Here is a 15,260-nt window from a genome sequence, read left to right as displayed (position 1 = left end):
TTAACCATCTATTCTTCGATTTAATCCTGCCCATTATCACCTCATTACAAAAGCACCTATCCATTTGATAGATGCTTTTGGTCATTTTCTATTCAATTTTACGACTACTTCTACATGCATGATGCATTGCACTACTATTCCAACACATTAAATACATCACTATCGCTATTGCTTAAGCTATCAAGTAACGCATATCCTAAAATATCTAAAGCATCCTCATCTTTCTCATCATCTTTTGAAGGGTAGTTTGACAATATCACAACAGCAGTTTTATGCTCTTTGTCGATACCAAGAAAACTTTTATACGATGATGTACCACCATTGTGCCATAAGTAACCTGTTTCAGGATCGATAATCCATCCTAGTCCCATAGAGAATCCGTCATTCTCAAAAGCTTGATACGTTCTATGTGACAAAGCGAGATAGCCAGGGGAATCATTTAAGTGGATCCGGCCGTATTTCAATAAATCGGTTACAGTGGATACCATTCCGCCAGCTGCAAAGTATGTATCATCATCATTCCATGTCCAATAATTGCTCAGATTTCCTGTACCATTACCAAGGCGAGTTTCAGTAAGACCAAGGTCATTCTTAATAAAATCTTCAGCTAGCAATTTAAACGATGTATCATATATTTCACTAAGGACTGTACCTAATACTGCGATGCCAAAATTAGAATACTCCCAACCATAAGCTTTGTCTTTCAAAACATGTGATTTTATCATATCTAGCATTTCTTCCCGACTGATTCCCTGATATATATTAAGTCTTTTTTCGTAAAATTTACTATCTATCATTTCCAGTTCTTCTTTGGATAGTGTAGAAGAGTCAAATGGGTATTCCCCATATCCAGACGTATGAGTTGCAAGACTTTTAATAGTTGGGCAAAAAGTATCAGTATCCAATGGCAGATACTTTGATATGGAGTCATCTAAATTTATCTGTCCATCAGCAATCGCTTTACAAAGCATGGCAGCAGTAAAAGTTTTTGAAATAGAGCCAATTTCATATTCGTATTCAACTGGCTCTAGTTCTTTGGAATCAGCACCAAATACCTTATAGTTTGTCTTATCTGATTTCAACACGCCAATAGTTAATTTAACATCATTTTTGCCTTTTGTATATGTTTCAATCATGGAGGATATGGATGCATCATTGTTTTGACTAGTTTCAAAACGGTCTTTACTTGAATTGTTAAAAAGCAGCGCAACACCAGCTACACCGAACATTACCAATGTAATAGTACTTACTATTATTTTTGATTTCATCTTCATAGTTATAACCTTTCCTTTCCATATAAATATTGTGAAATATATTATTATTGAATTTGAATGATGTACAATACGCTATCCTAAAAATAGCTTGTATTATTACGACACCATTGCTTATTAGATAAGGCACTGCCCTAACAATTAATACTACGTTGGTAAGGTATAATTCGTTTAATAAAATTAAAAAATTCCTAAAAAAATAATGGCAAAAGGGGATATCCTCTTGGTAAAATTGTAATCGCCAATGCCAATCTTTTAAGAATTTGGATTTGTCATCATTTCACATTTACAGACACAGAGTTTTCCATTAGAAAAATCCAATGATTCCAACGCCCTTTTTAGGAATAGAAAAAACGCCGGCATTTTATTTTCAAAATACCGACGCTATTCTTCAATTATTTTTAACGCGTACTTGTCATTAGTCTCTTGGCTTTATTGCAATCCATACTTCCTGTTTATTATCCTGCAGATAACATTCTATTACAGGTAAATCATCCAGATCATAGCCAGAATTGGGTAGCCACTCCGTATAAAATTTTTTATAAATATTCTGGACAGCTTCTGGTAATGATCCATTTGCTTCGAATATTGCCCATGTGGCTTTAGACAATGATAACTCATCCATAGAATCATGAGGAATAACTTTTGCGCAATCAGGACTATCCACATGAGTAGTTACACCCAAATAATAATTCATTTCTTCTGAGTTTCCCCATTGTCCCCCAGCACTAACTCCCAGAAGTCCTGCAGGGCGCATATCCGCTTGACTCAAAAGTTCAAATAACCGCTGCATGGTGCCATCACTACCTGCAGTTTCCCAAAGCTGGGGGATAATTTGGAATGCTTCATCGGTATTCATTCTTTTCCTTATTCCTGAAATAGTAAAAGCTGGCCATTGCTCAATTTTGTAATTCATATACACCTCTCCTTTGATTGTTATTTGAAAGGAGATTTTAGGGCAAGATTTAAGCATTATTGTCTCTGTACGTACTTTTGATGGAAGAACACCATGAAACTTTTGAAAAGCTCTAGTAAAAGAATCATGAGATGTATATCCATATTTCATTGCAATATCAATGATATTATCTTCACTGTTCAAAATATCAAAGGCCGCCAGAGTAAGTCGTCTGTTTCTGATATACTCACTTAATGATTTGTCCGCGATGTAGGAAAACATTCGCTGGAAATTATATACAGAACATACTGAGATTTCTGCAATTTTATCATAAGAAATCTCTCTATCAAGATGTTCTTCTATATAATTAATTACGTCATTAATGCGCTCAATCCATTGCATATTATCTCTTCTCCTTTCAACTCAATGGTACTACATACCCCATCAAATCATCTCGATTTTTTGTGCCGCCATTAGTCGAAAATGATGTGAAGTATGCTAACCAACTGAAAGAAAACATTTTTTGTATCTACTCTCATTTTACCTAATTCGCTCTGACGCCAAATCCACTTTCTTGTCTGAACAATGTCTCCGCTAGTAAAAACTAATTCTCGAGCTTCTACTATTTCATATTCTTTCGCGCCAAATGGCAAAAATCTTTCAGTTCCTTTGCTGAAACAAACGCCCTGTATATCTCTTAAATTGTGTAAACTTGTAAAGCCAAGCAATATATTTGAGATCGTTACCTTTTATTGTATACTTTAGGAAAATATTCTTTCTCTCATTTGTCCTAATTATTACATGACAATATTCACTTTTACTTTACGTCTTTGATTTATTGTAATACCTTTTAACTTTTAGATAATTTATCATTACATGTAATAATTGTCAATAATCTCATATTTTTTGTGAGTCAAGAAAAGTGATATGTACAAGGGAGTTTCATCTACACAATTAAAAAGTTCCCTCACACTTTTAAATTGTGAGAGAACAAAAAAACATATGCTTTTTTCCGAGCCTACTAATACGTATTTCATTAATTATTTTCACTTGTAAAGGTTGCAAATCTATTCAAGATCATTCCAAGAAAATGCTGTATCTGAATAGAAATTCGCTGGTTTACATCCCCACTGTGACGACCGACTGGATCAGCACCTACGAATTCTTCCAATGTTATGCCCTGAGATGCTATTTCCACTGCGGCTTCATCCCCTACATATCTTATATGCCATGGCTCATAGCTGATTCCAGTAATGTGCTCCTTTCCTTTGGGATATCGAATGATAAAACCATATTTGAAAGCATTCTTTTCAAGCCATTTTCCCTCTTTCGAGTTTCCAAATTCCTCCGTCAGTTGATTGCCGATATCCATCGCTAACCCCGTTTGATGTTCACTACACCCAGGTGGCGCCACATATGCAGATGCAGCCTGGATACCCAAGGCACTGACTCGTTCTTGATATATCTGCTTTTGTCTTTCATAGGACCGATAGCCAGATGTGGCATATAGGGTGATTCCCTCCTGTTCCGCTGCAGTAAACATTTCCTCTAAGGCCTCTGCCACTTCCCTCCGTACTTTCCTCTTAGGGGAATCCTCGTCGAAGGTGTATCGTATTTGGGGGGTGACCAAATCTTCTGGTACATAATCAGGAGAAAGCTGATTCTCCCTATTCACGAGTACCTGAATATGCTCAGGATTTTTTACATAGTCATCGGTATCAAAATGGTTTACTAGAACAAGTACTCCACCTAAAATCATCAAGGTCCTTAGGAAAATTCGAAAAAATTTCCTTTTTTTCCTTAACTTCTTTTGTTGTCTCATGGTTATCCCTTTCCAATGATTTATTTTTCTATGTTTAATTATAAAAAACAATTCTTAAGAAAAACTCGTTATATTTCTTATAAATTTCTTAAGAAAGAAATAAATCATCCTACTCGCTTGAACCGTTCTATTATCACCTTTAATCTTCTATAGTAAAAATTCCCTCAACGAATTCATCTGAGGGAATATACAATACTTCTATTTATTTATCCAACACCTTAGTAAAGCTTAACAATCAAAACAGTACTTATAAACAAGCGTTTGCGCATGCAACGTTGATTATTCCTTTTGAGAGGCATAAAGGAACCGACAGTAACCTATTTCAGCAGCATTCTTCATAAGTTCAAGGTTCAACCATGCCGCAAGCTCATGAAACGGTTTATCGGTGAACGGCCATCTTGTTCTTTCAGTAGAAAAAAGTTCATGGTCCGACAGCTCAGCCACTGCAGTTTCCCATTCATCACGCAGGTGATTTATTCTTTCCCTCGTTTCTTTTATATTGCCAAGACAAGTAACATCCTCTCGACTTAAAGTTCCATTTCCAAATGAATGGTCAAGAACCATTGACCACCAAAATATGACATGCCATGTTAACCAGGCTATACTCGCCGGTCCAATATCGTATTCCTCTGATTCCGGCCAATCTGCGCGCCAGACGCCTGCTTCATTAAAAACATGAAGCCCCTTTAAAGCAGGTCTCCAGAGATACTCCTCGTCTTTAAGGTCGGTAAGATGAATTTCAAGAATTTGCCACGAGATCTGAAACTGGAAATTTAGTGTGTTTCGGATACTGTCCGTTAAGTTTTGGATATTTTTATCATTCATTGTTACTTTCCTCCAATAGTATGATCGATTGTTATATATAAACATATGATTGCATTGTTTGAATAACACCTAACATTCTATTAAAAAGTTTATTTAATGTCAATGTTTTATATAAAATTGCGTAAAAATACTGCTATTTAATTATTTCCCTGGTTCTACGTAATGGTTAAACCTTCCACGTAAAAATCCCCCAAACCTAAGTCTGAGGGAACAAAAACACGCTTCTATAAATGTTAACCCAGAAAGCTACGGGTGAACTTACACTATTTCAAATATTGTCTTTTAAACTCTAAATATCCATTTTTTCTTAATTTACAAGCTGGGCATTCTCCACAGCCATTTCCCTTTATGCCATTGTAGCAAGTTAAGGTTTCTTCTTTTACAGTATCAATAGCACCTAAGTCGTAGGCCATTTTCCAGGTCTCTGCTTTATTAATCCACATTAAAGGTGTAAGAATCTCAAATTGATAATCCATAGCTAAGTTTAGCGTGACATTTAAAGATTTTATAAACACATCCCTGCAGTCTGGATATCCACTAAAATCGCTTTGTGATACGCCGGTTATAATCGCATTTATTCCTCTTTGTTTTGCAAATATCGCAGCAAAGGTTAAGAATAATAGGTTTCTACCATCAACAAATGAATTAGGAGGTCCTTCCTTAGGTGCATCCTTATCAACACTTATGTCTTGTCTAGTGAGTGAATTTGGTGCCAATTGATTTAATAAATTTAAATCTAGAACATGATATTCTACATTGTGCTTTTTACATATATCCTTTGCACATTCTAATTCTATCTTATGCTTTTGGTTATAATCAAAGGATACTGCTATAACCTCTTTAAATTTCTCCTTTGCCCAAAACAAACAAGTTGTGCTGTCTTGTCCACCACTAAATACTACTACTGCTTTTTCCTTATTCATTTATTACACCTTCCCTTTAGAATCTTACTTCGCATAAAGCATCATTAATTTATTATTTAAAATTGGATCCGTGCTAAATCTCCCGCTTAAAGTAGTTGTTATTGTCTTAGTACCTGGCTTCTCTATTCCTCTAGTGGTCATACAGCCATGTTCACCTTGGATAATAACCGCTACATCCTCTGAGTCAGTTATCTTTTTTAAGATTTCTGCTATATCACTTCCAATTCTCTCTTGAAGCTGCAGCCTACGTCCTACCATATCAGCTATTCTTGCTATTTTGCTTAAACCGATAATCTTCCGATTCGGTACATATGCGATTGCTACCTTCATATTGTACATCAATGCTAAGTGATGTTCACAATGGCTAAATACTTCTATATCTTTCATGAAGACCATGTCATTAGCATTATTATTTATATTTAAGTCATCCTCAAAGGTGGTATTAAACATTTCTGCAATTTCATCATTGGTATAGCACATTCCCTTAAATACTTCTCCATACATTTTAGCTACACGTTCTGGTGTATCTTTTAGACCTTCTCTGTCAGGGTTATCACCTAGGGCTAATAAAATACCTCTTATATGCTCTTCAATTGCTTTTATATCAATTGCCATATATTATACCCCCCTCTTGCTCGGCTCCCATATTATCTTGTGGAGCTGTACCTGTAAGTTAACCCCGTTCATTTTATTATTTTTCATAAATTCCACGATACTGTCTAAATGAATTTCTCCAAACACCGGACTTATATATACACTAGTTTTATCTACTAGATTATATTTGTTTATTAATTCTTTAGCTTTCTCTAAATCCTCAATACTCCCTGATACAAATTTGATGGTGTCCTTACTCGTTAAATAATTAAAATTGTCTAATACCATTCTGTTTTCCATATTACTTGAAGGCAGCTTATAATCCATAGTGAAGCTCGGGGGATTTGCTATATTCGAAAATTTATCCAATAATACACTTCCGTTGGTTTCAATTTCAACATGAAGCTCTTTATCCTTAGATAAAACTTTCAATAGTTCAATGATTCCCTCTTGCAAAAGAGGTTCTCCTCCTGTTAAGGTTATATTCCTAACCTCAGTTGATTTGATATACTCATAAATATCCTTTGATGACATTAACTCATAGGGTGCATTTTTTTCATTAGCCCAAGCTGTATCACAATAGCTACAATTCAGATTGCAACCTGAAAATCTTATGAATACTGCCAGTTGCCCGCAATGGCGACCCTCTCCATTAATGCTGACAAACTTTTCAACCACCTTAAAATCCACTTGAATTGCCCCCGCTTTCTTCATATACAGCACTATTCGTAGGTGTTTCATAGACTATAGCTCTTTTTACGTTATAACCCTTATTTTTCATTGTTTCATGAAATATAAATGCGAAATTTTCTGCTGTTGGTCTAAAATTAACTTCTATTATATGAAATCCATCTTCCCTAAGGCAACGCAAGGTTTCTTCCCTCATCGTCCCCTTCTGAATTATGAGTGCATGGTCATAATAATCAACCATAGCCTTAACATCCCTTTTCAAGTCTCCAAAATCTATTACCATACCGTCCAGTTGACCGCCGTTAACCAATGCTTCTGACTGTATCTCAATTTCAACCTTCCATCTATGACCGTGAATGTTTCCGCATTTTCCTTCGTATTTCGCAAGAAAATGAGCGCTATCAAAACTATGCTCAGCCTTCAAAATATACATATTTTTTCCTCCTAATCTTAGCTTAAAAACTTATTCGCGTAATAGCAGCATCCGATTCTTTGAAAGTATAAAACTATTATTTAGGTTATAGGAGTATATCTCACCCCAATTAGAACTTCACCTGGTACTATGGTTGTTAATCCCATTTTTTTATTATGATTCCTGTATGTTTTCGAGGTTTTATAAATTATACTTGTTCAATTTCAATAGTTTTTTGCAAATAAAAAAGGGCATAAATGCCCTTAAACAAAATAACTACTTAAACTGATAGTTAGGTCCTAGTTTTGTTTATAGACAGGATGGTTACGAACTGTCTGTATTATTTTTACTTTCTAAGTTTACAATAAGATATCTAACAAGTCAAGTTGTAACGAATGTACGCAGCTCTTCTCAATAACTATAAATATCAAATACCTTTGATATGAACATCTACTAGTCTACCCTTTTCATAAATGATCAATATGGCTGTACTGCTAAAAACTAAAGTTTGAGGCCGCAGTACCTTTTACTGCGGCCTCAATAGAGATAGACTTTTTCTATTCCATTCCTGCTTTTAGTGCCTCACTCATGGAAATTGTGTTCACCTTCTTTGCACACAGCAGCTTGCTAAGGTGATAGGTTAACATGATGACCACGAAGCAGACAACCACATAAAGAGGACTAATAATGGTTGGCAGCACTAAATTAATCATTTTGCCAAGATAGCCGTACATTGCATCCATCGACGCTGCCATAATAGGAATGCTGATAATAAATCCAGCTACTATGACAAAGGTGGAGCTGTTTAGTATCATGGACTTAATCTCTCGACGGCGGTAGCCAAATACCTTGAAAAGCGATATGGTGTTTCTATTTTCCTCAATAATCAACGAAGTTACAAGATAGAGAATAATCAAGGCCACAATACTGGAGACAATAGTCATCAATGCTACCATGGAAACCATCTGCCCTAACAGTTCATCCATTCCACTAACCTCGCTCATGGATTTTACTCCTGATAGCTTTTCGTCAGGAATATCAAGTTTTTTTGTACTAAAAAGCCCCATATAGCTGTTTTCCGGAAACCCCAGTTTTTTGTTAAACTCTGTTATTGGCACATATATAAATTGCTCGACGTAGGAATCGGCAACAGCATCAATATGAAAGGTGTAGGGCTTCCCATTCTCTTTGTTTATGAAGGTTACGGTGTCCCCGGCCTTAATTCCCAATCGGTTGGCCAAAGGCTTTGTGATATTTGTTTGGTTATTAGAAATGGGATTTCCTTTACTATCCTTCAGCGTCACAATCGTTGAATCTGACTCTATCCCAGTTATATAAAACTCAATTCCCTCGTTGTTTTCAGGATAGAACCTTCCTGCATTAAAGGCCACTGCTCCTTCCGGTGCTTCACCGAATTGTAGATCTCTGAAGGCGTATTCGTATTCAAACTGGTATACGTCTGAAACGGTGTTGAATGCATGGTTCATGGAGTTCATAATAGTGAAACCAAAGAGCATGAGGACAGACGCGCTGGTAACACCCAAGAACAGAAACAAAAGCCGTGAGATGCTTCTTAGCTGCTCCCGCAGCTTGAATTTTGTGCTGAACTTAAATCTTTCCAGCTTAAACGCCCGCTCTAATGCGTTAACCTTGGTTTTTTGTTTGTCACCCTTCATAAGCTCCGCCGGAGAACGTTTCAATTCCAAACGGATAACCAGATAGCTGCTGGCACCCAAAAACAGCACAGGTGTCAGTATTCCAATTAAGACATTCAAAGCACTTAGTTCAATGTTTGTAACGGGAACATTATAGTATGAAACCATAGCCATAACTGACGGTTCAATGGACGGCAGCGCCAATACGCTTCCAATCACGCCGCCCCCAATAGCCAGCAGCAGAGGAATGGCCATATAGTGGCGCATTAACTCACGCCTCCGGTAGCCTTGGGCGTAGAATGTTCCGATGATCACCGATTCATGGCGTATCATGCGCCATATCGTGATGCCGATAATTAAACAGCACAAAAGAAACATTGCCGCAGGTAGCGGGACACTCATGGTTTTTAAACCGGTTATAGATGCCCAAGCCATTCTTGCCCGTTTGTTGTTCATAATGTCAATCCAATCAGACTCTGTTATGCCTTCTGCGTGTAAGCGCTCCCGAAGTTGCGTCGCCTGTTTATTGAGACTTTGGGTTCTGTCATGAAACCTGACGGAATAAATAGTGGCAGCATTGTCTATATCCGCAAATTCCTCGCGGTTTATAACACCTACACCAAAATTATCGGGTGAAACCATGATATCGTATACGTTTTTCAACGGATAGATATAGTGGGGCAAGGATACAAAACCCACCACAGTGAATTGTTTACCCGCTGCTTCTATTTGACTTCCCACAGAATAGCCGTTCGCTTCGGCAAAGGCAGGGTCAAGTAGAATCTCCCCTGAACCTGAAAGCCCCCGTCCCTCTATAATAGCGGGGATGTTCAGCTTTTCTGTTTCACTGAGGAGCCGCAGGGTAAGGGTGTCGGACAGTTTAGCGTCAAAGCTCATATACTCATCGATGATAGCGTTAAACCCTTTTTCTAATTCTGCCCTATCAGAAATAGCTCTATCTGTTGAAAAGGATAGATCTTCCTGCATATGTCTCTCTGTAAACGTGGTGACCAGGGTATCGAGATTCTGTGAAAGCCCTGCCGCCAAAACAAACGTATAGCTTCCAAGGATGATAAGCATAAGAATACCAATATATCGCAGTATGTTTTCTTTCAATATCCGAAAAACTCTCTTATTTAGCGCCATTACCACTCAATCCTTTCCGCAGGAACAGTCACTTGATTCACCACTGCTTCTACGATTTCTCCGCTCCTCACCTTAAATACTCTGTTGGCCATAGCGGCAATCGCAGCATTATGGGTTATCATCAAAATGGTTGTTCCGTATTTTTTGTTCACCTGCTGCAGAAGTTGTAGGATGCTTCGAGAAGTTGAAAAATCAAGGGCCCCGGTTGGCTCGTCACAAAGCAGCAGCTTTGGATTCTTGACAATCGCCCTGGCAATGGAGACCCGTTGCTGCTCACCGCCGCTCAGTTCCCTGGGGAAGCGGTGCTTTTTATCCTGCATTCCCACCGCCGCTAAAACTTCATCAATGTTCAGAGGTGATTTGCTGATGTTGGAAACGACTTCAATGTTTTCCCCCACTGTAAGGTTGGGAACCAGGTTATAAAACTGGAAGACGAAACCAATATCCTCACGTCTATAATCCGTCAACTGATCATCATTCAAATTGTTTATCTCTACCCCGTCAACAGAGACCCGGCCGCTGTCACCGCGGTCAATGCCGCCGAGGATATTCATCAGTGTGGATTTTCCTGAGCCGGAGGGTCCTAGAATAACACCGATTTCCCCCTTTCCTAAATTCATTGCGATGCCCTTCAACACTTCAGTTTTAACGACCCCAGTTGTATAGCTCCTCTTCAAATTTGAAACTTCAATAAACATATTATTGTTCCTCCTTACCGTTTTATTTATAAATCAGCTTGCGAAGCAGTTCCACATATTCTTCAAATTCTTTCATTATCTCGTCAATATGAATTTTATAGTTTTCCGCTTCATCTCCATATTGAAGCAGGCTTTCAGAAAAACCATTCGCCGTCCACATAATAATGTTTTGCGCCTTGTCATAATCAATATCATCTCTAAACAATGCCTTATCAGATTTTTTAAGAATTTGCTGTAGCAGTGTTCTATTAGAATTAGGTATATCCTTAGGTAAACCCTCAGGAAAAACCTCATTAAGAACAAAAATCGCTTTCGCTACAAATCCAAACATGATTGGATACTGAAATGTCATTTCCATGGCAAGCTTAGATACCACCCTGACATTTTCCAGAAAATCTCTACTGCTTAAAATGACCTTAGAATATTCATTGTTCATAATTTCAGCAGAATATTTCAGCAAAAATAGAAACAACCCCCTTTTTGAGCCAAAATAGTGAAAGATCAACCCCTTGGATATTCCTGCTTCTTTGATGATTTCATCTATATTTGCTAAATGGTACCCTTTATTGAATTCCTTTAATGCTGCTGCGATAACTCGTTCACGCTTCTCCTCTTCCATGGTCATGATTTTATGGTCTTTGACTTCATATTCACAAATAAATTCAGCATCTTTATTCTTTCGTACCATGCACTTTCCCCCCTATCTTACATCGTTGACTTAAAAGTCAATAATGTATTTATAGTATAAACTTCATTGACTTTTAAGTCAATAGGGTTTATGTAAGTTTTTAGAATATCTTTTCAATCAATAATTATTGTAGCCTAAAAACTTAGCGGTATTCCCATGAAGATTCCCCGATTTAAACCACTTTTTTATTTCTCAGCGAGACTCTTAGAAATCAACCGCCTCTATTCTGAGAAATTTCATCCCCATTTAAAATAGGAAAAAATCCCTCAGCTAATTCAGCTGAGGGATTTTTTCCTATTCACTTAAAATCATAATATAGTTTTTTTAATCTATTTCCTCACTATCTTCACGACACACTCCACATGGATGGTGTGTTGCAGTTAGCATATACGAGTCACTCTTGTAATTCAACATATCACGGGCAGTTTGCTATTAAAGCAACTACCCTAACTGTGCCTTTTCCAGTGCAGCTAGGTCAAACTTCTTCATTTTCAAAAATGCCTCTGTCACACGTTTTACTTCTTCTTTTGTACCTTTCACTAAAACTTCGTTCATATGAGTAGGTGTAATCTGCCAAGACAATCCAAATTGATCTTTGACCCATCCACACTGTTCAGCCTCTGGAACAAAGGAAAGTTTATCCCAAAAATAATCTATTTCTTCTTGGTTTTCGCAAAGTACCATGAAAGAAAAAGCTTCATTAAAAGTAAAATCTCCACCAAATCCATGATCCATAACTATTAATTGAGTTCCCCAGATATTCACCTCTCCATAGTTTGTTTTTGCCCTTGTATCTGTTGCTTCACCGACTGCATAATGGTTTATGAAGCCTTTCTTAGATTCTTCAAAAACTGAAACATAATAGTCAATCGCATCTTCAGCTTTACCACATACGTCTCCAGTAAACAGTAATGTCGGTCTTATTTTTTGATGTTCTTCCACATTTTCAACTAACATGAGTTGCCAGCTTAGACCATATCTGTCTTGTACCCATGCATACCGTCTACTGAACGGATACTCACCTATAGGCATGAGTTCTGTCCCACCAGAAGACAGATTAGCATGTAATCTATCCACCTCTTCTCTAGTACTACAAGCTACCATTAAAGAAACCGCTGGATTGAATGTAAAATACGGACCTGCACTGATTGCTGAGAATCTAAGATTAGCAAGTTGAAAATCAATAAGTTCAGTATCTCCTGATGGGGTATCTGGAATCGTAGCAATATTAATGATCCTCGAATTCTCAAACAAACTGACATACCATTTGGCAGCTTCTACTGCTTCTTTGTCAAACCATAAATGTGGAATTATTTTCTGCATAGTATTATCCTCCTTATTACGTCTATCCTATTTTTAGCCACAATTGACCATTTAACCTAAATGGATCTAATATACTACCAAAACTATCTCCAGATACAAAGTATGCAATACCTTAAATGTACATCATCATTATTGGTCTTACTCTTTTATATGTTATCTTGATGAGGTTCCTTCCGTATATTTTTTAAAATTATCTAAGATGGCCTGCCATCCTTGCTGTTGCTGCTCAATTGAATAGGTATCTTCTGCTTCAAAGGTTTCAATTATTTCTATTTTATTATCTCTGTATAGTAATTAACTTGAGTTGTGCAAATTTTCGATTCATAATTTTACTAACCCAAGTTAATAATTTATACCTTTTTGTTAATTCATGAATTTAAATTATATATACCTTTGAAGCAGCTTAATAAACACAAAAAATGTACAGGCTTTTTATTGTGGACAATAATCGTTTGTCCAGGAAATTCTTCTCTTTTTCGAAATACATAAAAATCCACCTAATCGTATATAGTATCCTACAGATCAGAAGAGTGATTCTTATTTAGGCATGACTATATATGCGATTCTTCTATGACTTTTATTTCTTGTCATATTTTTATGGACAAGCAAATATATATTAACATTTAGATATGATTCAAATGGATATGGATTATGTTGTATGACTTAGCTTTATTTTGGTTTTGAGGGGGAAATGCAAATGAAAAAACTATTTCAGCTATCAACAAGCAGTCACGTTTTTATCAATTATATAGGCTTGGCAGGTTTCTCTGCTTTCTTTTTACTGAATATAGCTGCACTCGTGGAATATGGCAAATATGCATTAGGTATATCCAACCGCTTCGTTTTCTTCTTACCTGTCATCAAGCTATTATTAAATATAGATCTTTTATTTGTTGTGGCACTCATCATGATATACAACGCTATTGAAAAATTTTTAACCCCCAATCTCTGCTTCATAGTGACCCTGCTGATAGGTATCGCCGGCGCTCTATATATCCTAGTGAAGGGCAAGCCTTTAGCCATGATTAGCATCCTAGGTGTATATAGCATAGGAATTTCTCTGTTTACCAGTATCATCGGGTTTGGTAGCCTTATCCAAATAGAGAAAAAGAAAACCCGCCACAAAGCCAATCATAATGAATCGTGAATTATTGCTTTATGTACTAAAAAGGATCTTAAGCCGACGCAGATTTAAGATTCTTTTCATATTCTCCTTGGCACGGTTCTCGTTTAAATTACAAACTCATCTGCTACTTTTATGACCGTATAATAAATATTCCTCTCTCTATTAGGCCTTTCATCAAAGCCTATGATTTTTATTTTTTGAATCTTCCTTCTTTATACTGCCATGTTTTTCCGTTAATGTGTCATATGATGATCATATCTTATCAATACACTTTAGTATTTGTTTGAAGTCCTCTAGAATCTCTATTATGAGACTATTTCTTCCCAATCTTCACTACACACTACTCCACATCCATGGTATGTAGCAGTTAGCATATACACAACTTCGTTGAAATCATAGTATGTCAAGGAACCATCCCCTGCCATATCACAATATTCCTGTGGATCAAAACACATTTTCTTAACATAGGGCATAGGATAATTTTATAAGACTATGAAAGGAATGAACAATATGTATAATGTTTATAAACCATATCCATGTCCTTACTATGTGAATACACCATTTTATAACCCACACAATACGTATCATGTTTATAGCCCTTACCTATATCCTAGCTGGGTTAACACCTCAATGTATAACGCAGACTTTTCGAAACAGCTTACTAAATTAAAGGATTATGGACCAGAACCCTTTGTAGTTAATATTGAGGAGGCTACTAAGCAAAACGATACTTTTCGTACCGCTTTATGGACAGGAAGCCATTTGCAACTTACTTTGATGAGCATCAAGGTTGGGGAAGACATAGGTTTAGAGATTCATCCCAACCTTGATCAATTCATACGTATTGAAGAAGGTCAAGGAATTGTTAAAATGGGTGACCGAAAAGATAAGTTGGATTTTCAAGAAAAAGTCTATGATGATTTTGCGATCATCATACCTGCTGGAAAGTGGCACAATGTGATCAATACAGGCAATAAACCACTTAAACTGTATTCTATTTATGCACCACCACAGCATCCGCGAGGTACCGTTCATGAAACGAAAGCTATTGCAGAAGCCGCTGAAGAGCACCACGACCACTAAATATCAAAAGTAACTGTGAAAAAAGCCTGTAAAAACAGCTTTCTATGAGAAAATCAAATTATCATAGAAAGCTGTTTTTTATGGCAAGAAAAAATATTATAAAGCACAC

Annotated in this window: 14 protein-coding genes; 2 read left to right on the top strand and 12 right to left on the bottom strand. The window is 36.8% G+C overall.

Annotation, left to right across the window (positions count from 1 at the left end; translation table 11 throughout):
• Nucleotides 1–134: 134 nt before the first annotated feature.
• The 12 genes from HNQ80_RS07015 to HNQ80_RS06960 form a co-directional block, all read right to left on the bottom strand.
• Nucleotides 135–1,268: a serine hydrolase domain-containing protein gene (locus HNQ80_RS07015; protein ID WP_207726900.1), complete on the bottom strand. Its 1,134-nt coding sequence runs from the start codon at nt 1,266–1,268 to the stop codon at nt 135–137.
• A 421-nt stretch (nt 1,269–1,689) separates the two neighbouring features.
• Nucleotides 1,690–2,568 (bottom strand): AraC family transcriptional regulator, encoded by an 879-nt coding sequence (locus HNQ80_RS07010; RefSeq protein WP_184309569.1) that lies wholly within the window; start codon nt 2,566–2,568, stop codon nt 1,690–1,692.
• A gap of 634 nt (nt 2,569–3,202) precedes the next feature.
• Nucleotides 3,203–3,925 (bottom strand): M15 family metallopeptidase, encoded by a 723-nt coding sequence (locus HNQ80_RS07005; RefSeq protein ID WP_207726899.1) that lies wholly within the window; start codon nt 3,923–3,925, stop codon nt 3,203–3,205.
• Nucleotides 3,926–4,267: 342 nt separating this feature from the next.
• Nucleotides 4,268–4,813, bottom strand: a complete 546-nt coding sequence (locus HNQ80_RS07000; protein ID WP_184309565.1) for a DinB family protein — start codon at nt 4,811–4,813, stop codon at nt 4,268–4,270.
• Between the two features lie 263 nt (nt 4,814–5,076).
• On the bottom strand, nt 5,077–5,736 hold the full coding sequence (queC, locus tag HNQ80_RS06995) for a 7-cyano-7-deazaguanine synthase QueC (RefSeq protein WP_184309563.1): 660 nt from the start codon (nt 5,734–5,736) through the stop codon (nt 5,077–5,079).
• Between the two features lie 24 nt (nt 5,737–5,760).
• Nucleotides 5,761–6,351: a GTP cyclohydrolase I FolE gene (folE, locus tag HNQ80_RS06990; RefSeq protein WP_184309561.1), complete on the bottom strand. Its 591-nt coding sequence runs from the start codon at nt 6,349–6,351 to the stop codon at nt 5,761–5,763.
• Between the two features lie 3 nt (nt 6,352–6,354).
• A complete protein-coding gene (queE, locus tag HNQ80_RS06985; protein WP_184309559.1) occupies nt 6,355–7,020 on the bottom strand; it encodes a putative 7-carboxy-7-deazaguanine synthase QueE in 666 nt (221 codons plus the stop codon).
• Nucleotides 7,010–7,453 (bottom strand): 6-carboxytetrahydropterin synthase QueD, encoded by a 444-nt coding sequence (gene queD / locus HNQ80_RS06980; RefSeq protein WP_184309557.1) that lies wholly within the window; start codon nt 7,451–7,453, stop codon nt 7,010–7,012. Before queD ends, queE begins: the two co-directional genes overlap by 11 nt.
• A 536-nt stretch (nt 7,454–7,989) precedes the next feature.
• A complete protein-coding gene (locus HNQ80_RS06975; protein ID WP_184309555.1) occupies nt 7,990–10,233 on the bottom strand; it encodes an ABC transporter permease in 2,244 nt (747 codons plus the stop codon).
• Nucleotides 10,233–10,931 (bottom strand): ABC transporter ATP-binding protein, encoded by a 699-nt coding sequence (locus HNQ80_RS06970; protein ID WP_184309553.1) that lies wholly within the window; start codon nt 10,929–10,931, stop codon nt 10,233–10,235. Before HNQ80_RS06970 ends, HNQ80_RS06975 begins: the two co-directional genes overlap by 1 nt.
• Before the next feature lie 22 nt (nt 10,932–10,953).
• Nucleotides 10,954–11,619, bottom strand: coding sequence for a TetR/AcrR family transcriptional regulator (locus HNQ80_RS06965; RefSeq protein ID WP_184309551.1), 666 nt, complete (start codon nt 11,617–11,619; stop codon nt 10,954–10,956).
• A 441-nt stretch (nt 11,620–12,060) separates the two neighbouring features.
• The gene (locus tag HNQ80_RS06960; RefSeq protein ID WP_184309549.1) at nt 12,061–12,942 is read right to left on the bottom strand and encodes a VOC family protein; all 882 of its coding nucleotides are present in this window, start codon (nt 12,940–12,942) and stop codon (nt 12,061–12,063) included.
• A gap of 697 nt (nt 12,943–13,639) precedes the next feature.
• Between HNQ80_RS06960 and HNQ80_RS06955 the strand changes: the two genes are divergently transcribed.
• A complete protein-coding gene (locus HNQ80_RS06955) occupies nt 13,640–14,089 on the top strand; it encodes a hypothetical protein (RefSeq protein ID WP_184309547.1) in 450 nt (149 codons plus the stop codon).
• Nucleotides 14,090–14,698: 609 nt separating this feature from the next.
• Nucleotides 14,699–15,151: a cupin domain-containing protein gene (locus HNQ80_RS06950; RefSeq protein ID WP_330602781.1), complete on the top strand. Its 453-nt coding sequence runs from the start codon at nt 14,699–14,701 to the stop codon at nt 15,149–15,151.
• Nucleotides 15,152–15,260 lie beyond the last annotated feature (109 nt).

The sequence above is a fragment of the Anaerosolibacter carboniphilus genome, from assembly GCF_014205875.1.
GTDB lineage: Bacteria > Bacillota > Clostridia > Peptostreptococcales > Thermotaleaceae > Anaerosolibacter > Anaerosolibacter carboniphilus.
This window is presented reverse-complemented; position numbering and strand designations above follow the sequence as displayed.